This is a genomic window from Chromatiales bacterium, assembly GCA_014323925.1.
Classification (GTDB): domain Bacteria; phylum Pseudomonadota; class Gammaproteobacteria; order Poriferisulfidales; family Oxydemutatoraceae; genus SP5GCR1.
Map to the genome: position 1 here is coordinate 172,052 of JACONC010000001.1, position 23,890 is coordinate 195,941.

Consider the following 23,890-nt stretch of genomic DNA (forward strand, 5'->3'; position numbering starts at 1 on the left):
TGAAAAGTTTTCAAGAAATAACAATAGATAACTAATATAAAGAAAGAGGTTCTTTATGCAAGGCGATCATAAGTTTCATCCCAAACTGCTTGTGCAGATAGATGACCATGCAATCGTTCCTCAAAATCACTACCGTCATAAACTAGCAACTAAAAAAAGATTAAACTTTTTTAGTACCTTTTTACTCCCGACTTTGATACTTGCCCTGTTATGGCAGCCGGCGGTTGCGCAACAGTCTGCGTTACCCGCTTGTGCGCAAGCCATAGCAGATAACGATAACGACGGTGTGTCAGCAGCGATCGACATAGACAAAGATAATGATGGTCTGATAGAACTTTGTAGCTTAGAAGGATTGGATGCGATACGCCATCAGCTCGATGGTATGGGCTATCGAGCGAATAGCACGGCAACCGCAATAACGACCGGTTGCCCTGACGATGGCTGCCGTGGCTACGAGTTGGTTCGCAGTTTAGACTTTGCAGAGGCTAGCAGTTATGACGGTGGCAGCGTTAATACGGCATGGACGACGGGTGTAGGGTGGTTGCCGATTGGCACTAGCGATCAACCATTCAATGCAGTATTTGAAGGCAACAGCCATACCCTATCTAACTTAATGATAGATACACCTATAGATACACCTAATAATGATAGTTTCGGTTTATTTGGTGAAACTAGCGTCGATTCTACAGTGGCTAATATCGGCATGTTAGATGTAGATATCACCGGGCATTCTCGTGTAGGTGGTTTAGTCGGCAACAATGGTGGTAGTATAACGAACAGCTATGCGACCGGTGCTGTGAGTGGGGAGAATAATGTAGGCGGCTTAGTTGGCTTTCATTCAGGTAGTATAACGAACAGCTATGCGACAAGTACTGTGCCAGGAAAGCTTAATGCAGGCGGTTTAGTCGGTAACAATCAAGGTAGCATTACCAACAGCTATGCGACCGGTGATGTGACTGGCACTGGTAATCGTGTAGGCGGTTTAGTCGGTTCTGGTACTGGTAGTATAACGAACAGCTATGCGACGGGTGTTGCGACTGCGACTGGTGATAGTGTAGGCAGTTTAGTCGGCCGCACTGCTAGTAGTGCTAGTATTACAAACAGCTATGCGACCGGTGCTGCGACTGGGCGTGATAATGTAGGCGGTTTAGTCGGCGAAAATGCAGGTAGTATAACGAACAGCTATGCGACCGGTGATGTGACTGGGACTGGTAATCGTGTAGGCCGTTTAGTCGGCGAAAATGCAGGTAGTATAACGAACAGCTATGCGAGCGGGGATGTGACTGGACTGGATGATGTAGGCGACTTAGTTGGCGAGAGTTCTGGTAGTATTACAGACAGTGAAGCCCGGGACATTAACGCATTACAGATGCCTACTACGACAACTGGTATATATAGCGAATGGAATACTGCAGACTGGGACTTTGGTAATGCATTGCAATTCCCAGCACTCAGATATACCAGCGGAGCCGATCTTGAAAACCCAGCCTGCGGTGGTGTCGGGCAACCTAACTGCGGTAGTTTATTGCCCAATCAATTGCTGAGTCTTTTAGATAATCTCGAGGTGTCCAATGGGCTATTGATACCTGAATTTGATCCGCAGAGATTGGCTTATGATGTGGTGGTTGATGAGTCCGTCAATTCAATAACACTGCAAGCGACGGTGGCGGATGGTTTGATTACCATTCGCGGTGATGGCTTAGGCGGGCAAGCGACCACCGGCAAAGGCACTATCAGACAAAATATTGATCTCAACCCGAGCGATGACACCCTGATTACGGTTGAAGTGTTTGAAGGAAGAAAACCGGCGAACTACATGGTGACCGTTGGGCGAACAAATTTACCCGCTTGTACTCTGGACATATTGGATACTGATGACGACGGTGTGCCAATATTCATGGATATAGATAGAGATGGTGATGGTCTAATAGAACTGTGTGATTTAGAGGGATTGGATGCGATGCGCTATCAGCTCGATGGGAGTGGTTATCAAGCAAATAGCACCGCAACCGCAATAACGACCGGTTGCCCTGAGGTGGGTTGCCGTGGCTATGAGTTGGTTCGGAGTTTAGACTTTGCAGAGGCTGAAAGTTATCGCAGTGGGCGCATTAATACGGCGTGGACGATGGGTGTAGGATGGCTACCGATAGGCACTGAAGATCAGCGATTCAATGCGAGATTTGAAGGCAACAGCCATACGATATCCAACTTAACAATAGATAGAAGATCTGCTGATGGTATAGGTTTATTCAGTGATGCAGGCAGCAATTCTATCATTACTAATATTGGCATGTTAGATGTAGATAACACAGGAGGTGATGGTGTGGGCGGTTTAGTCGGCTTTAGTTTTGGTAGTATAACCAACAGCTATGCAACGGGTGCTGTGGCGGGAGATACACAGGTAGGCGGTTTAGTCGGCACCAATGATGGTGGAAGTATAACGAACAGCCATGCGAGGAGTGGTGTGTTAGGACAGGAAGATGTAGGCGGTTTAGTCGGCTACAATGATCGTGCAGGTATAAATGATGGTGGAAGTATAACGAACAGCTATGCAACGGGTGATGTGACGGGAGATGATAATGTAGGCGGTTTAATCGGCTACAATGATGGTGGAAGTATAACGAACAGCTATGCGACGGGTGGTGTGGCGGGAGATATACAGGTAGGTGGTTTAGTCGGCGAAAGTGATGGGAGTATAACGGACAGCCGTGCGAGCGGTGAGGTGACAGGTAATGAAGAGATAGGCGGTTTACTCGGCTTTAATATTGGTTCAATTACGAACAGCCATGCGACCGGTGCTGTGGATGGGAGTGATGATGTAGGCGGTCTAGTCGGCGAAAATAGGGGTAGTATAACGAACAGCTATGCGACTGGTGATGTGGATGGGAGTGATGATAGTGCAGGCGGTTTAGCTGGCTTTAATGTTGGTAGTATAACGAACAGCTATGCGAGCGGTGAGGTGGATGGGAGTGATAGGGTAGGCGGTTTAGTCGGCAACAATCAGCTTATCGGCGGCAATCAGCGTGGTCATATAACGAACAGCTATGCGAGCGGTGAGGTGACGGGTAATGAAAATGTAGGCGGTTTAATCGGCTTTAATTTTGGTTCAATTACGAACAGCCATGCGACTGGTGCTGTGGATGGGAGTGAAGATGTAGGCGGTTTAGTCGGCGAAAATAGTGCTGCTGATATAACGAACAGCTATGCGAGAGGTGAGGTAATTGGAGGCAGTCAGGCAGGTGGTTTAGTCGGTAGAAATCGTGGTCGTATAACGAACAGCTATGCGAGAGGTGAGGTGACTGGGGATAGTGATTTAGGCGGTTTAGTCGGCATCAATGTTGGTGGTGGTAGTATAACCAACAACTATGCAACCGGTGATGTGACCGGTAATGAAAATGTAGGCGGTTTAGCCGGCATCAATCAGGATACTATAATCAACAGCTATGCGAGCGGTGAGGCGAATGGACAGCCAAGCATTTTAGTCGGTTCCGAAGCAGGCAGCACTATGAACAGTATGCCGCGAACCATGACGCAACTGCAATCGCCCACCACGGCAACTGGTATATATCAACAATGGGGTACTGCAAACTGGGATTTCGGTAATCAGTGGCAATACCCGGCGCTGAAATATAGCCGCGGATCTGATCCTGACAACCCGGCCTGCGGTATCGCTGGGCAACCTAGCTGTAGCAGTTTATTGTCTAATCAACTGCCTAGTACTTTGGATAGTCTCGCAGTATCTAATGGTCTATTGGTGCCTGCGTTTGATCCACGCAGACCAGTCTATGATGTGGAAGTTTCTGCTGGGGTCGTCAATTCAATAACGCTACAAGCAACGGCTAGTATGGATAGTGTGATTACCATTCGTAATGATGGCATGGGAGAGCGATCGACCACCGCGACCATCCGTCAAGATATTCCTCTAAACGACAGTGGTGTCACCCTGATTACGATCGAAGTTTCTCAAACAAATGGAAGACCAATGGGGAACTATATGTTGACCACTATGTCAATAGATTTACCCGCCTGCACTCAAGATCTAGCAGATACTGATGACGACGGTGTGTTAGCGTCTGTAGATATAGATAAAGATGGCGATGGTCTAATAGAACTGTGTAGCTTAGAGGGACTCAATGCAACACGCTATCAGCTCGACGGCACTGGCTATCGAGCAGATAGCAACACGGACATTATAACGACCGGTTGTCCTGAGAATCGCTGTCGTGGCTACGAGTTGGTTCGCAGTTTAGACTTTGCCGAAGCCGGCAGTTATGACAGTGCGCGCATTGACACGACCTGGACAACCGAGGCAGGATGGCTACCAATAGGCACTGGCGATGAGCCCTTCAGCGCAGTATTTGAAGGCAACGGACATACGATCTCTAACTTAAGGATAGATAGACCTGCTGACGATGACATAGGTTTATTCGGTCAAATAGCTAACAATTCTATAATGACCAATGTGGGTCTGCTCAATGTAGATATTGAAGGGAGGGAACAGGTAGGCAGCTTAGTCGGCGAAAGTAGAGGAAATATTACGAACAGCTATGCGACCGGTGATGTGACCGGAGATACCCAGCAGGTAGGCGGTTTAGTCGGCTTTAATTTTGGTCGTATAACGAACAGCTATGCGACCAGTGATGTGACCGGAGATACACAGATAGGCGGTTTAATCGGCTTCAATGGAGGTAATATAACGAACAGCTATGCGACCGGTGATGTGACCGGCGATACACAGGTAGGCGGTTTAGTCGGCGACAGTCAGCGTGGTGATATAACGGACAGCTATGCGACCGGTAATGTGTCTGCAAGCACAGCAGTAGGTAGCTTAGTCGGCTTAAATGGTGGATTGAGTAATATTACGAACAGCCATGCGAGCGGTGATGTCAATGGGCAGAGGCCGGTAGGCGGTTTAGTCGGTGACAATGGTGGTCGTCCTGCTACAAACAGTCGTTATCTTTCCATTAGAGAACTGCAGTCGTCCACTACCGCAACTGATATATATAGTGGATGGGATGCTACAGACTGGGATTTCGGTAATCAGTTGCTATCCCCGACGCTGAAATATGCTGCAGGACCTGTTCCCGAAAACCCGGCCTGTGGTATCGCTGGGCAACCTAGCTGCGGCAGTTTATTGCCCGACCAATTGCTGAGTCTTTTGGATAATCTCACACTATCCCATGGTCTATTGACGCCTGAGTTTAATCCGCAGAGAAAAGTCTATGATCTCGAGTTTGATGGTTCCCTCAATTCAATAACGCTGGACGCAACGGCGACTACGGATAGTGTTATTACCATTCGTAGTGGTGACATAGAAGCGCAATCGACCACCATCACTATCCGTCAAGATGTTCCTCTAAACGCAGAGGGTGTCACCCTGATTACGCTAGAAGTGTCTAATGGGAGAACAGCAACCGACTACCTGTTCACCGTTATGCCAATCAATTTACCGGCCTGCACTCGGAATCTATCGGATACTGATGACGACGCTGTACCAGCGGTTATCGATATAGATAAAGATGGTGATGGGCTGATAGAACTGTGTAGCTTAGAAGGATTGGATGCGATACGCCATCAGCTGGACGGCACTGGCTATCGAGCAAATACCACCGCAACCCTGATAACGACCGGTTGCCCTGAGGGCGGCTGTCGTGGCTACGAGCTGGTTCAGAGTTTAGATTTTGCCGAGGCTGACAGCTATGACGCTGGCAGTTATGACAGTGGGCGCATTAATACAGCGTGGACGACGGGAGTCGGATGGCTACCAATAGGCAATGTGGCATTTCTATTCAATGCGATATTTGAAGGCAACGGACAGACGATATCTAATCTGATGATAGATAGATCTAGTGATAGGATAGGTTTATTTGCTGGGATAAGTTTTAATTCTAAAATTACTAATATCGGTCTGTTAAATATAGATAACAAAGGAAATAATGATGTAGGCGGTTTAGTCGGCGACAATAGGGGGGGGAGTATTACAAACAGCTATGCGACCGGTGCTGTGACTGGGATTCGAAGGGTCGGTGGTTTAGTCGGCTTGAATGAGAACGGTAGTATAACGAACAGCCATGCGATGATTGATGTGGATGGGAGTGATAGAGTAGGTGGTTTAGTCGGCGAAAATAGAGGAAGTATAACGAACAGCTATGCGATGGTTGATATGAGAGGAATGGATGAGGTAGGTGGTTTAGTCGGTTTTAGTGATGGTAGTATAACGAACAGCTATGCGACCGGTGCTGTCAGTGGGAATTCACGGGTAGGCGGTTTAGTCGGCGAAAATGCAAATAGTATAACGAACAGCCATGCGATGGTTGATGTGACTGGGAATGATAGTCGGATAGGCGGTTTAGTCGGCTTCAATGGCAGTCCAATTGTTGGAAATAACGCTAATATAACGAACAGCTATGCGACCGGGAGTGTGATGGGATCATCTGCTGTAGGCGGTTTAGTCGGCTTCAATGGCAGTTTAATGAGCGGAAATAACGCTAATATAACGAACAGCTATGCGACCGGTAAGGTGATGGGAAACATACAAGTAGGCGGTTTAGTCGGTGTGCATAGCAGAGGTATTATAACCAACAGCTATGCGACCAGTGCTGTGAGTGGGAATGGACGGGTAGGCGGTTTAGTCGGCCAAAATATCAGTAGTATAACGAACAGCTATGCGACCGGTAATGTGCGTGGGAATGTACGGGTAGGCAGTTTAGTCGGCCAAAATACGGGTAGTATAACGAACAGCTATGCGGCAGGTGATGTGAATGGGCAGAGGCCTGGGCCTGTAGACGGTTTAGTCGGCGAGAATAGTAGGGGTGGTACCGCTACAAACAGTAGTTATCTGCCCATTGGCGAACTGCAGTCGCCCACTACGCCAACTGCTACATTATATAGTCGATGGAATACTACAGACTGGGATTTCGGTAATCAGTTGCAACTCCCGACGCTGAAATATACCACCGGACCTGATCGCGACAACCCGACCTGTGGTATCGCTGGGCAGCCTAGCTGCGGTAGTTTATTGCCCAATCAATTTATGAGTCTTTTGGATAATCTCACAGTGTCCCCTGGTATATTCACACCTGAGTTTAATCCGCAGAGACAAGCCTATGATATTATTGAGGTTGATGGCGCCCTCAATTCAATAACGCTACAAGCAACGGCGACTACCGATAGTGTTATTACCATTCGTAGTGATAACATAGAAGCGCAATCGACCACCTTCACCATCCGTCAAGATGTTCCTATAAACGCAGAGGGTGTCACCCTGATTACGATAGAAGTGTCTGATGGAATAACGGAAACCGAATACCGGTTGACCGTTATGCCAACAAATTTACCCGCCTGCACTCGGAATCTATCGGATACTGATGACGACGGTGTGTTAGCGGGTATCGATATAGATAAAGATGGTGATGGTCTGATAGAACTGTGTAGCCTAGAGGGATTGAATGCGATACGCCATCGCTTGGACGGGCGTGGCTATCAAGCAAATAGCACTGCAACCCTGATAGCGACAGGTTGTCCTGAGCGTGGCTGTCGTGGCTACGAGTTGGTTCGGAGTTTAGATTTTGCCGAGGCTGACAGCTATGACGCGGGCAGTTATGGCAGTGGGCGCGTGAATACCGCGTGGACGATGGGTACCGGATGGCTACCAATAGGTACTAGCGACCAGCCCCTCAGAGCAGTATTTGAAGGCAACGGCCATACGATATCTAACTTGATGATAAATAGACCTGCGGGTGATAACATAGGTTTATTCGCTGCGATAGCTAACAATTCTACAATGACTAATGTCGGTCTGCTCAATGTAGATATCACCGGAAATGATGTTGTCGGCAGTTTAGTCGGCTCTAGTTCTGGTAGTATAACGAACAGCTATGCGACCGGTGAGGTGGTCGGAAACACACAGGTAGGCGGTTTAGTTGGTTCTAATCCTGGTAGTATAACGAACAGCTATGCGACCGCTGGTGTGACCGGCGATTCCAGAGTAGGCGGTTTAGTCGGCGACAGTCTGTTTGGTAGTATAACGAACAGCTATGCGACCGGTAGTGTGACCGGCGGTTCCAGAGTAGGCGGTTTAATCAGCGACAGTCAGCGTGGTAGTATAACGAACAGCTATGCGACCGGTAATGTGTCTGGAAGCACAGAAGTAGGTAGCTTAGTCGGCTTAAATAGTGTATTCAGTAATATCACGAACAGCTATGCGGTGGGTGATGTGAATGGGCAGAGGCCTCTAGACGGTTTAGTCGGCAACGATGATGGTCGTGATCGTACTACAAACAGTCTTTATCTGTCGATTGAAGAACTGCAGTCGCCCACTACGGCAACTATATATAGTGGATGGGATACTACAGACTGGGATTTCGGTACTCAGTTGCGCACCCCGACGCTGAAATACGCCACAGGAGCTGATACCGACAACCCAGCCTGTGGTAGCGCTGGGCAACCTAGCTGCGGTAGTTTATTGCCCGATCAATTTCTGAATCTTTTAGATAATCTCACGGTGTCCCACGGTATATTGACACCTGAGTTTAATCAGCAGAGACAAGCCTATGATATTATTGAGATTGATGGGTCGATAATCAATTCAATAACGCTACAAGCAAGGGCTGCTACTGATAGTGTCATTACCATTCGTAGTGATCGCATAGAAGCGCAATCGACCACCGTTACCATCCGTCAAGATGTGCCTCTAAACGCAGAAGGTGTCACCCTGATTACGATAGAGGTGTCTGATGAAAGAACGGCAACCAAATACCGGTTGACCGCACTGCCAATCAATTTACCCTTCTGTACTCTAGACCTAGCAGACACCGATGACGACGGTGTACCCAGGACTACAGATGTAGATAAAGATGGTGATGGTCTGATAGAACTGTGTAGCTTAGAGGGATTGGATGCGATACGCCATCAGCTGGACGGGCGTGGCTATCGAGCAAATAGCACCGCAACCCTGATAACGACCGGTTGTCCTGAGGGTGGCTGTCGTGGCTACGAGTTGGTTCGCAGTTTAGATTTTGCCGAGGCTGACAGCTATGACAGTGAAGACATCAATACGGCATGGACAACGGGTGCAGGATGGCTGCCGATAGGCACTGGTAGCCAGCCCTTCGGCGCGGTATTTGAGGGTAACGGCTATACGATATCTAACTTAATGATAGATAGACCTGCTGATGAGAGGGTAGGTTTATTCAGTGCGACAGCTAACGATTCTACAGTGGCTAATGTCGGTCTGCTCAATGTAGATAATACCGGCGGTAGTGATGTGGGTAGTTTAGTCGGCGACAATAGGGGTAGTATAACGAATAGCTATGCGACCGGTGATGTGCGTGGAACAAATGAGGTAGGCGGTTTAGTCGGCGAAAATACCGGGAATATAACGAACAGCTATGCGATGGTTGATGTGATTGGGGATAGTACTTGGACAGGCGGTTTAGTCGGAATCAGCTTTGATTCTGGCAGTATAACGAACAGCTATGCGACCGGTGATGTGCGTGGAATAATTGAGGTAGGCGGTTTAGTCGGCCAAAATACAGGTACTATAACGAACAGCTATGCGACCGGTGATGTTGATGGGAATAATAGTGTAGGCGGTTTAGTCGGCCAAAATACGGGTATTATGATGAATAGCTATGCGACAGGGAGTGTGAGTGGGCAGGAGAATGTAGGCGGTTTAGTCGGCCAAAATACGGGTAGTATAACGAATAGCTATGCGGTGGGTGATGTGAATGGGCAGAGGCTTGGGTCTCTAGACGGTTTAGTCGGCGAGAATAGAGGGGGTACCATTACACCAAACAGTCGCTATCTGTCCATTGGAGAACTGCAGTCGCCCACTACGGCAACTATATATAGTGGATGGGATACTGCAGACTGGGATTTCAGTAATCCGTCGCGCACCCCGACGCTGAAATATACCACAGGACCTGATCCCGACAACAACCCGGCATGTGATGTCGCTGGGCAACCTAGCTGCGGTAGTTTATTGCCCGATCAATTTCTGAGTCTTTTGGATAACCTCACGGTGTCCGATGGTATATTGACACCCGAATTTAATTCGCAGAGACAAGTCTATGATATTATTGAGATTAATGGGTTTCTCAATTCAATAACGCTGCAAGCAACGGCGACTACGGATATTGTTATTACCATTCGTAGTGAGCGCATAGAAGCGCAATCGACCACCGTTACCATCCTTCAAGAGGTGCCTCTAAACGCGGAGGGTGTCACCCCGATTACGATAGCAGTGTCTGATGAAAGGACGACAACCGACTACCGGCTGACCGCTATGCCAATCAATTTACCCGCCTGTACTCGGGAACTAGAAGATACTGATAACGACGGTGTGTTAGCGGCTATCGATATAGATAAAGATGGTGATGGTCTGATAGAACTGTGTAGTTTAGAGGGGTTGGATGCGATACGCCATCAGCTGGACGGGCATGGCTATCGCGCAAATAGCACCGCAACCCTGATAACGACCGGTTGTCCTGAGGGTGGCTGTCGTGGCTACGAGTTGGTTCAGAGTCTAGACTTTGAAGAAGTTGGCAGTTATGACAGTGGGCGCATTGATACGACCTGGACAACGGCAACAGGATGGCTGCCGATAGGCACCTTCAGCGCGATATTTGAAGGCAACAGCCATACGATATCTAACTTAATGATAAATAGACCTGATGATGGTAGTATAGGTCTATTCAGTGTGATAGCTAGCAATTCTACAATGACTAATGTCGGTCTGCTCAATGTAGATATCGCAGGAAATAATTGGGTCGGCAGTTTAGTCGGCGACAATAGGGGTAGTATAACGAACAGCTATGCGATGGGTGATGTGGCTGGGACTGGTAATCGTGTAGGCGGTTTGGTCGGCGAAAATACCGGGAGTATAACGCACAGCTATGCGATGGTTGATGTGACTGGGAATAATAATTGGACAGGCGGTTTAGTCGGCTTCAATGGCAGTTTCATTGGTGACAACACAGTTAGTATAACGAACAGCTATGCGACCGGTGATGTGACTGGGAGTGATACTGTAGGTGGTTTAGTCGGCTTCAATGGCAGTATAACTGGCGGAAGTAACTCTAATATAACGAACAGCTATGCGAGAGGTGCTGTGCGTGGGAATAGTAATGTAGGCGGTTTAGTTGGCGAAAATACAGGTATTATAACGAACAGCTATGCGACAAGTGATGTGGATGGGAATTTAAATGTAGGCGGTTTAGTTGGCTTTAATCCTGGCAGTATAACGAACGGCTATGCGACCGGTGATGTGACTGGGACTGGTGATCGTGTAGGCGGTTTAGTCGGCTCTCATACGGGTAGTATAACGAACAGCTATGCGACCGGTGATGTGATGGGAGGTAATCAGGTAGGCAGTTTAGTCGGCGGCAGCGCACCTAGTTCTAGTATAACGAACAGCTATTCGGCGAGTAATGTGAATGGAATAAATAGTCGTCGGTCGATCGACGAACTGCAGTCGCCCACTACGCCAACGGGTATATATAGCGAATGGAATACTGCAAACTGGGACTTCAGTAATCCGTTGCGCACCCCGAAGCTGAAATATACCACAGGACCTGATACCGCCAACCCGGCATGTGGTATCGCTGGGCAACCTAGCTGCGACAGTTTATTGCCCGATCAATTTCTGAGTCTTTTGGATAATCTCACGGTGTCTAGTGGTCTATTGATGCCTGAGTTTAATCCGCAGAGAAAAGCCTATGATCTCGAGTTTGATGGCTCCCTCAATTCAATAACGCTGCAAGCAACGGCTACTTCGGATAGTGTTATTACCATTCGTAGTGATGACATAGAAGCGCAATCGACCACCATTACCATCCGTCAAGATATTCCTCTAAACGCAGAGGGTGTCACCCTGATTACGATAGAAGTGTCTGATGAAAGGACGACAACCGACTACCGGTTGACCGCTATGCCAATCAATTTATCGTCCTGTACGCAGGCGCTAGCAGACACGGATAACGACGGTGTACCAGCGGTTATCGATATAGATAAAGATGGTGATGGTCTGATAGAACTGTGTAGCTTAGAGGGATTGGATGCGATACGCAATCAGCTCGATGGCACTGGCTACCGAGCAAATAGCACCGCAACCCTGATAACGACCGGTTGTCCTGAGGATGGTGGCTGTCGTGGCTACGAGTTGGTTCAGAATTTAGACTTTGAACAAGCGGGCAGTTATGACAGTGGACGCATCAATACGGCATGGACAACAGAACCAGGATGGCTACCGATCGGCACTAGGACTGAACAATTCGCTGCGGTATTTGAAGGCAACGACCATACGATATCTAACCTAATGATAGATAGACCCGATGATAGTAGGATAGGTTTATTCGGTGCGACTGCTAACAATTCTAGTATGACTAATGTCGGGCTGCTCAATGTAGATAACACAGGAAATAGTTTTGTCGGTGGTTTAGTTGGCGACAGTACCGGGAGTATAACGAACAGCTATGTGACCGGGAGTGTGATGGGATCATCTGCTGTAGGCGGTTTAGTCGGCGAAAATAACTTTAATATAACGGACAGCTATGCGACCGGTAATGTGATGGGAGGTAGGTGGGTAGGCGGTTTAACCGGCTTAAATAATGGTGGTAGTATTACAAACAGCTATGCGATGGGTGAGGTGACTGGGACTAGTAATAGTGTAGGCGGTTTAGTTGGCGAAAATAATTCTGCTGGTCGTATAACAAACAGCTATGCGATGGTTGATGTGATTGGCAATGATAGTTGGACCGGCGGTTTAGTCGGCTCCAATGATAGTAGTATAACGGATAGCCATTCAACCGGTGAGGTGAGGGGGCCAGATCAGGTAGGCGGTTTAGTCGGCGCAAATACCGGGATTATAACGAACAGCTATGCGACCGGTGATGTGATTGGGATAGGTGATGTGATTGAGAGTATTAGGTGGGTAGGCGGTTTAGTCGGCGTCAATGGCAGTATAACTGACCAAAGTATAGCTGGTCGTATAACGAACAGCTATGCGACCGGTGAGGTGATGGGAAGCATACAGGTAGGCGGTTTGGTCGGCGAAAATGCGAAGGGTAGTATAACGAACAGCTATGCGACCGGTAATGTCAATGGGAATAATGGTTTAGGCGGTTTAGCCGGCCAAAATCAGGATAGTATAACGAACAGTTATGCGACTGGTGATGTGACAGGCAATCAATGGGTAGGCGGTTTAGTCGGCATCAATGGCAGTGCAATTGACGAAAATAACCCTAATATAACGAACAGCTATGCGACCGGTCAGGTGATGGGAAACATACAGGTAGGCGGTTTAGTCGGCTTCAATGGCAGTACAGTTGGCGCAAGTAACTCTAATATAACGAACAGCTATGCGACCGGTAATGTCGATGGGACTGATCGTGTAGGCGGTTTAGTCGGCTTCAATGGCAGTTTATCTGGCGGAAATCCCGGCAGTATAACGAACAGCTATGCGACCGGTGATGTGACTGGGACTGGTAATCGTGTAGGCGATTTAGTCGGCGAGAATGACCGTGGTACCATTATGGACAATCGTTATCTGTCCATTGGCGAACTGCAGTCGTCCACTACCGCGACTGATATATATAGTGGATGGGATACTGCAAACTGGGATTTCAGTAATCCGTTGCGCACCCCGAAGCTGAAATATACCATAGGACCTGATCGCGACAACCCGGCATGTGGTATCGCTGGGCAACCTAGTTGCGGTAGTTTATTGCCCAATCAATTTATGAGTCTCTTAAATAATCTCACGGTGTCCGAGGGTATATTGACACCCGAGTTTAATCCGCAGAGACAAGCCTATGATATTATTGAGATTGATGGGTCCGCCATCAATTCAATAACGGTCGACGCAGCGGCGACTACGGATAGTGTTATTACCATTCGTAGTGATAGATTAGGAGAGCAATCGACCACCGTTACCATCCGTCAAGATGTTCCGCTAAACGCAGAGGGTGTCACCCTGATTACGATAGAGGTGTTTGATGGAGAAACGACAACCAAATACCGGTTGACCGCCATACCAATCAATTTACCCGCCTGTACTCAGGATATAGCAGATACTGATAACGACGGTGTGTTAGCGGGTATCGATATAGATAAAGATGGTGATGGTCTGATAGAACTGTGTAGCTTAGAGGGGTTGGATGCGATACGCCATCGCTTGGACGGCACTGGCTATCGCGCAACTAGCACCGCAACCTTGGTAACGACCGGTTGTCCTGAGGGTGGCTGTCGTGGCTACGAACTGGTGCGCAGTTTAGATTTTGCCGAGGCTAACAGCTATGACAGTGAAGACATCAATACCGTATGGACAACGGGGGCAGGATGGCTGCCGATAGGCACCTTCAGAGCTATATTTGAAGGCAACGACCATACGATATCTAACTTAATGATAAATAGACCTGCTGATACGAGGATAGGTCTATTCGGTGCAACAGCTAACAATTCCACAATGACTCATGTGGGCTTGCTCAATGTAGATATCACCGGGGGAAGTTTTGTAGGCAGTTTAGTCAACCGCAATGATGGCCGTATAACGAACAGCTATGCAACCGGGGCTGTGCGTGGTAATAATGATGTAGGCGGTTTAGTCGGTATCAATGGTCCTTCTGGTCGTATGACGAACAGCTATGCGATAGTTGATGTGACTGCGACTGGTAGTAGGATAGGCGGTTTAGCCGGCGAAAATAGTGGTAGTATAACGAACAGCTATGCGACCAGTGCTGTGACGGGGGAGGATAATAGTGTAGGCGGTTTAGCCGGTATCAATGGTCCTTCTGGTCGTATAACGAACAGCTATGCGGCCGGTGCTGTGCGTGGTAATGCTGATAATGTAGGCGGTTTAGTCGGCTTCAGTAATGGTAGTATAACGAACAGCTATGCGACCGGTGCTGCGCGTGGTGATGGTGCTAATGTAGGTGGTTTAGTCGGCTATAATGGCACTGTATTTACCAGCAATGAGGGTCATATAACGAACAGCTATGCGACCGGTACTGTGCGTGGGGCTTCACAGGTAGGCGGTTTAGTCGGCTTCAATGGCAGTATAGCTGGCAACAATTCGGGTAATATAACGAACAGCTATGCGACCGGTGATGTGTCAGGACAGAGGACTGATATAGGCGATTTAGTCGGTGAGAATAGCCGTGGTACCATTACGAACAGTCTTAGTCGGACCATTGAGCAACTGCAGTCGCCCACTACGACAACTGGTATATATCGCGAATGGAATATTGCAAACTGGGACTTCAGTAATCCATTGCAATCCCCGGCGCTGAAATATACCACCGGACCTGATACCGACAACCTAGCGTGTGGTATCGCTCGGCAACCTAGCTGCGGTAGTTTATTGCCCGATCAATTTCTGAGCCTGTTGAATAATCTCACGGTGTCCAATGGTCTATTGACATCTGCGTTTAATCCGCAGAGATTAGTCTATGGTATCGACCCTGATGGGTCCGCCGATTCAATAACACTACAAGCAACCGCGATTATGGACAGTGTGATTACCATTCGTAGTGATGGCATAGGAGAGCAATCGACCACCGCGACCATCCGTCAAGATGTTCCTCTAAACGCAGAGGGTGTCACCCTAATTACGATAGAGGTGTCTAATCGAGGAACAATAACCGACTACCTGTTGACCGTTGCGTCAATAGATTTGCCGGCCTGTACGCAGGATATAGCAGACACCGATGACGACGGTGTGTTAGCGGGTATTGATGTAGATAAAGATGGTGATGGTCTGATAGAACTGTGTAGCTTAGAGGGATTGGATGCGATACGCTATCAGTTGGACGGGCGTGGCTATCGCGCAACTCGGACCGCACCTCAGATAACGACCGGTTGTCCTGACGATGGCTGTCGAGGCTACGAGTTGGTTCGCAGTTTAGACTTTGCAGAAGCGCGCAGCTATGACAGTAGAAGCATTAATAGGACATGGACGATGACTCCTGGATGGCTACCCATAGGCGATGACAGTCAGTCATTCAATGCGATATTTGAAGGTAACGGACAGACGATATCTAACTTAATGATCGATAGACCTGCTGATAGTAGGGTAGGTTTATTTGGTGACACAGCTAACAATTCTAGAATGACGAATGTCGGTCTGCTCAATGTCGATAACACCGGAGGGAGTGATGTAGGCAGTTTAGTCGGCTTAAATGGCGGTAGTATAACGAACAGCTATGCGACCGGTGCTGTGCATGGTAATGGTGCTAATGTAGGCGGTTTAGTCGGCAACAGTAGTGGTCGTATAACGAACAGCTATGCGACGGTTGAGGTGACTGGGAATACTACGGTAGGTGGTTTAGTCGGCTTAAATGATGATGGCAGTATAACGAACAGCTATGCGACCGGTGATGTGATCGGAAACACACGGGTAGGCGGTTTAGTCGGCCGGAGTAGAGATGGTACCATTACCAACAGCTATGCGACCGGTGCTGTGACTGGGACTGGGACTGCTAATCGTCTAGGCAGTTTAGTCGGCTGGTTATCTGATGGCAATATAACGAACAGCTATGCGACTGGTGCGGTGCGTGGGAATGGGGAGAATGTCGGCGGTTTAGTTGGCTTAAATAATGATGGCAGTACAACGAATAGTAGTCAGCAGACCATTGCCGAGCTGCAGTCACCTACTATGGCTATATATAGCGGATGGGATACTGCAGACTGGGACTTCGGTAATCAATCGCAACTCCCGGCGCTGAAATATACCACCGGACCTGATGCCGACAACCCGGCATGTGGTATCGCTGGGCAACCTAGCTGTGATAGTCTATTGGCCAATCAATTTCCGATTCTTTTGGATAATCTCACGCTGTCCGATGGTCTATTGACACCTGAGTTTAATCCGCAGAGACGATTCTATGATATGACGATTGATGGGTCGGTCAATTCAATAACGCTGCAAGCAACGGCGACTACCGATAGTGTTATTACCATTCGTAGTGATGGTGTAGCAGAGCAATCGGCTATGGCTACCATCAGTCAGGATGTTCCTCTAAACGCAGAGGGTGTCATCCTGATTACGATAGAAGTGTCTGATGGAAGGACGGCAATCGACTACCTGTTGACCGTTGTCCCATTACCCCCCTGTCTGCCGTATCTATCCGATACTGATGACGACGGTGTATCAGCGGCTATCGATATAGATAAAGATGGTGATGGTCTAATAGAACTGTGTAGCCTAGAGGGATTGGATGCAATACGCCATCAGTTGAACGGCAGTGGCTATCGAGCAACTAGCACCGCACCTCGGATAACAACAGGTTGTCCTGATAATGTCTGTCGTGGCTACGAGTTGGTGCGCAATTTAGATTTTGCCGAGGCTGGCAGTTATGACAGTGAAGACATCAATACGGCATGGACAACGGCGGCAGGGTGGCTACCAATAAGCACATTCAGAGCGGTATTTGACGGCAACAACCATACGATATCTAACTTAATGATAGATAGACCTACTGATAGGATAGGTTTATTTGGTGCGACAGATAGCGGTTTTATAATGACTAATGTGGCTCTGCTAGATGTAGATATCACAGGAAGGACTGATGTGGGCAGTTTAGTCGGCTACAATAAGGAGGGGAGTATAACAAACAGCTATGCGACCGGTGATGTGACTGGGACTGGTAATAATGTAGGCGGTTTAGTCGGCCATAATTTTGGTGGTAGTATTACAAACAGCTATGCGACATGTGCTGTGCGTGGGGATGAAAGGGTAGGCGGTTTAGTCGGCTTCAATGGCAGTATAGGTGGCGGCAATGCGGCTAATATAACGAACAGCTATGCGACCGGTGATGTGAGCGGGCAGGGGGTGCAGGTAGGTGGTTTAGTTGGCTCCCAGTCAGGTGGAATCATTACGAACAGCCATGCGACCGGTGCTGTGCGTGGGTCTTCAGAGGTAGGCGGTTTAGTCGGCACAAGTGATGAGGGTAGTATAACGAACAGCTATGCGGCAGGGGCTGTGGATGGGAATAATAGGGTAGGTGGTTTAGTCGGCTTAAATGGCGGTAGTATAACGAACAGCTATGCGACAGGTATTGTGGAGGGGGGGGCTAATTTTGTAGGCGGTTTAGTCGGCGGCGGTGCAGGTCGTGTAGTAAACAGCTATGCGACTGGTGATGTGACTGGGGATGGCAATGTAGGCGGTTTATTCGGCGGCTCAGGTCTTAGTGCTCCTGCAACGAACAGCTATGCGTCGGGGAATGTCAATGGAGAAAATAGTGGTCTGCCCCTTGAGCAACTGCAGTCGCCTACTGCGGCAACTGGCATATACAGTCAATGGAGCACGGCAAACTGGGATTTCGGTAATGCATTTCAATTGCCGGCACTCAAATATACTAGAGGATCCGATCCTGCCAACCCGGCTTGCGGTGTCGCTGGGCAACCTAGCTGCGATAGTTTATTGCCCAATCAACATCCGATTCCTTTGGATAATCTCACCGTGTTAAACGGTCTATTGATGCCTGAGTTTAATCCGCAGAGATTGATCTACGATGTCGGGGTGGGTAGTCGGGTCACTTCAATAACGGTCGACGCAACGGCTACTACGGATAGTGTTATTATCATTCGTAGTGATGGCATAGGAGAGCAATCGTCCACCGCTACCATCAGTCAGGAGGTTCCTGCAACCGCCGCTGCGCGCACCATGATGACGATAGAAGTGTCTGATGGAAGAGCGCCAACGAACTACACGCTGACCGTAGTGCTGGCAAATAATGATGCGAGTTTAAGTGATTTGGAACTAACGCAAACCGATGGCACACCAATACAACTGGATCAGACTTTTGCGCCGACCACGACGACCTATACCGCGCGTGTCGAGAACCCGATAGCGCAAGTGCGGGTGGTTCCGACGGTGAACCGTCCCAATGCGACCGTTACAGTGGATGGCAATGAAGAGAGCAGTGGTACTCCGAGTAGCGATATTATGCTAACCGAAGGTGGCGTGACCACGATTACGATTGTCGTCACCGCAGAAGACCAAGAGACGACAGAGACTTACACAGTGGCTGTGGCTCGTCCCCCAAGTAGTGATGCGAACTTAAGCGATTTAGTGCTCACGCAAAGCGATGGAACAACGATTATTCCACTGGCTGAGGATTTTGCGACGACCACGACGACCTATACCGCGCGTGTCGACAACACCGTAGCACAACTGCAAGTGATGCCAACCGCGCACCCCAATGCAAATATCACAGTAGGTAGTGAAACAGTAGCGAGTGGTGGTCAGAGTAGTGACATTCCGCTAACTGCAGGGGGAGTTACCACGATTACGGTGGTAGTGACTGCCCAAGACGGCAGGGCAATGCAGCGCTACACGATAGCTGTGAGCCGTCCACTGAGCAGTGATGCGAACTTGAGTGATTTAGTGGTCACGCAAACAGATGGCACACCCATACAACTAGATGAGACTTTTGCGCCGACTACGACGACCTATACTGTGCGTGTCGAGAACACCGTAGCGCAAGTGCAAGTGATGCCAACCGCACACCCCAATGCAAATATCACAGTCGATAGTAGCACGGTGGTCAGCGGTGAGCGTAGTGGAGAGATTGATCTAACCGAAGGCGGCGTGACAACGATTACGATTGTTGTTAATTCACAAGACCGACAGACGACAGAGACTTACACAGTGTTTGTGACCCGTGCGCCGAGTAGTGATGCAAGTTTAAGCGATTTAGTGCTCACACAAGCAGATGGCACAACGATTATTCCACTCGATCAGACTTTTGCACCGACCACGACGACCTATACCGCGCGTGTCGAGAACACGATAGCGCAACTGCAAGTGATATCCACAGCGCACCCGAATGCGACGATTATCATAGCGGGTATTAATACTTTTGTTATCGGTCAGCGTAGTGCAGAGTTTGATCTCATCGAAGGCGAGGTGACAACGATTACGATTATCGTCACCTCACAAGACACAGAGACAGAAGAGGTTTACACAGTGGCTGTGACCCGTTTGCTGAGTAGTGATGCGACCTTGAGTGATTTAGTGCTAACGCAAACAGATGGCACACCCATACAACTAGATGAGACTTTTGCGCCGACCACGACAACCTATACAGTGCGTGTCGAGAACACGATAGCGCAAGTGCAAGTGACACCCACAGTGAATAACCGGAATGCGACTATCCGAGTAGGTGACGATACGGTGGCTAGCGGTGAGCAGAGTAGAGAGATTGATCTAACCGAAGGCGAAGTGACCACGATTACGATTGTCGTCACTGCACAAAACCGACAGACGACAGAGACTTATACAGTGGCTGTGACTCGTCTGCTGAGTAGTGATGCGACCTTGCGTGATTTAGTGCTAACGCAAACAGATGGCACACCCATTGAGCTGGATGAGACTTTTGCGCCGACCACGACGACCTATACAGTGCGTGTCGAGCACGCGATAGCGCAAGTGCGCGTGATACCCACAGTGAACCACCCGAATGCGACTATCCAAGTGGCTAGTGAAACAGTGGCGAGCGGTGGTCAGAGTAGTAACATTCCGCTAACGGCAGGCGAAGTTACCACGATTACGGTTGTCGTCACCGCGCAGAACGGTGAGACGACCAGAACCTATGCAATAGCAGTGATCCGCGCTGCGAGTGGTGATGCGAGCTTGAGTGGTTTGGAACTGGTATATGTGATAAGTGATAGTGAGACAGTCATAGATATATTTGAAGAGTCAACGACGACCTACACAGTATTTGTGCCAAATAGATTAATGCAAGCGAAGGTGAAGCCGACGGCGAGCGAAGGTGCGCTGTCAACGATTACGGTGAGTGCTGAGAACTTTACTACAGCGACCGTAGCGAGTGACTCGGCAACTGCCGAATTTGTGCCGCTAGAGGCAGTCGGTGAGAACACTACGATAACTATAGTGGTGACGGCACCAAATGAAATAGCGCAGATAACTTATCGCATACTTTTGATTCGTGTCGCAGAGGATGCAAGTCCTGATGCGAGCTTAAGTAATTTAGTACTAACGCAAACAGATGGCACAACGATGATTCCACTGGCTGAGGATTTTGCGCCGACCACGACGACCTATACTGCGCGTGTAGCAAACACGGTAGCGCAAGTGCGGGTGATACCCACAGTGAACCACCCTCGTGCGACTATCCGAGTCAATGGCCATACAGTAGCTAGCAGTGCGATCAGTAGAAATATTGATCTAACCGAAGGTGGAGCGACAACGATTACGATTGTTGTTACTGCGGAGGATAGGCTTACGACTGAGACCTACACAGTGAATGTGCGCCGCGCGCCGAGCAGTGATGCGAGCTTGAGTAATTTAGTGCTAACGCAAACCGATGGGACAACGATTATTCCACTGGCTGAGACTTTTGCGTCGACAACGACGACCTATACCGCGCAGGTAGCGAACACGATAGCGCAAGTACGAGTGATACCTACCATGAACCACCCTAATGCGACTATCCGAGTAGGTAGTGAAACAGTAGCGAGTGGTGCGACTAGTGGAGCGATTGAGCTAACCGAAGGTGGAGTCACAACGATTACGATTGTCGTCACTGCGCAAGACCAAGAGACGACAGAGACTTACACAGTGGCTGTGACCCGTGCGCCAAGTAGTGATGCGCGCTTGAGTGATTTGGCGGTGTCGGAAGGAGAATTAACACCACCCTTTAGCAGTAATGAGGTGATTTATAGTGTGTCGGTAGTCAATGCGACAGCAACGATAACCGTGACGCCAACGGCAACTAATGCCAATGCAACTATCACAATCGGTGATGAGACAGTAGTGAGTGGTAGCGCAAGTGGTGCCATTAGCTTAACCGAAGGTGGAGTGACAACGATTACGATTGTGGTCACTGCGCAAGACAGAGAAACGACAGAAACTTACACAGTGGCTGTGACCCGTGCGCCAAGCAGTGATGCGAGCTTAAGTAATTTAGTGCTAACGCAAGTAGATGGAACAACGATTGTTCCACTGGCTGAGGATTTTGCGCCGACAACGACGACCTATACAGTGCGTGTCGAGAACAGAGTAGCGCAAGTGCGAGTGATGCCGACAGCAAATAATGCCAATGCAACTATCACAGTAGATGATGAGACGGTAGACAGTGGCAATGCGAGTGAACCCATTGCATTAGCCGAAGGTGAAGTCACCACGATTACGATAGTCGTGACCGCCCAAGACACCACGACCAATACCTATACGATAGCAGTGAGCCGAGCGCCTAGTGCCGATGCGACCTTAAATGCATTGACGGTATCGGAAGGCAGACTAAGCCCACCCTTTAATAGCACGACAAGAACCTATACGGCATCAGTGGTAAATGATGTTGCGAGTCTAACAGTGACGCCGACGGCAAACAATGCCAATGCAACTATCACAGTAGATGATGAGACCATAGTGAGTGGTAGCGCAAGTAGTGCCATTCGCTTAGCCGAAGGTGAAGTCACCACAATAACGATAGTAGTGACCGCCCAAGACAGCACGACCAATACCTATACGATAGCAGTGACCCGAGCGCCGAGCAGTGATGCGAGCTTGAGTAATTTAGTGCTAACACAAACAGATGGAACAACGATTATTCCACTGGATGAGACTTTTGCGCCGACCACGACGACCTATACAGCGCGTGTCGAGAACACAGTAGCGCAAGTGCGAGTGGTACCAACAGTGACTCACCCTAATGCGACTATCGCAGTAGAGGGTCAGGCAGTAGTGAGTGGTAGCACAAGTAGTGCCGTTGCATTAGCCGAAGGTGAAGTCACCACGGTTACGATAGTGGTGACCGCCCAAGACAGCACGACCAATACCTATACGATAGCCGTATCTCGCGCACCAAGTAGTGATGCGACCTTAAATGCATTGACGGTGTCGTCAGGACAATTAACACCACCCTTTAGGAGTGATGAGGTGATTTATAGTATGCCGGTAGTCAATTCGACACAAACGATAACCGTGACGCCAACGGCAAATAATGCCAATGCAACTATCACGGTAGATGGTCAGGTAGTAGTGAGTGGTAGCGCAAGTAGTGCCATTGCATTAGCCGAAGGTGAAGTCACCACAATAACGATAGTCGTGACCGCACAAGACACCACGATAAATACCTATACGATAGCAGTGCGCCGTGACCCGAGTGCCGATGCAAGTTTGAGTAATTTAATGGTATCGCCAGGAACACTAAGCGAGACCTTTGGTAGCACAACACTGAACTATACGGTATCGGTTGTTAATAACATTGGGGAGCTAACCGTGATGCCGACGGCAACTAATGAGAATGCAACTATCACAGTAGATGATGAGGCAGTAGTGAGTGGTCGCGCAAGTAGTGTCATTCGCTTAGCCGAAGGTGAAGTCACCACGATTACGATTATAGTGACCGCCCAAGACGGGAGAACGAATAGAACCTACTCGATAGTTGTGACCCGTCAAGGAAGTGCAGATGCAACCTTAAGCACATTGACAGTATCGTCAGGCAGACTAAACCCGGCCTTTAATAGCACAACACGGAGCTATACAGTATCGGTTGTTAATGACATTGAGCAGCTCACCGTGATGCCGACCGCGACTAATGAGAATGCAGCTATCACGGTAGATGATGAGACAGTAGTGAGTGGTAGCGCAAGTAGTGCCATTGAATTAGCTGAAGGTGAAGTGACCACGATTGCGATTACGGTGACTGCCCAAGACGGCACGACCAATACCTACACGATAGCAGTGAGCCGTGACCCAAGTGCAGATGCGACTTTGAGTGATTTAGTGGTATCGCCAGGCACATTAAACGAGACCTTTGGTAGCACAACACTGAGCTATACAGTATCGGTTGTTAATGATATTGAGCAGCTAACTGTGACCCCAATGGCAACTAATGAGAATGCAGCTATCACAGTAGATGATGAG

At 48.8% G+C, this 23,890-nt stretch carries 1 protein-coding gene; it reads left to right on the forward strand.

Going from position 1 to position 23,890, the window contains the following annotated elements; translation table 11 throughout:
* Positions 1 to 55 precede the first annotated feature (55 nt).
* A partial coding sequence (locus tag GDA45_00805; protein ID MBC6413466.1) for a cadherin-like beta sandwich domain-containing protein occupies positions 56 to 23,890 on the forward strand: 23,835 nt, incomplete at its 3' end.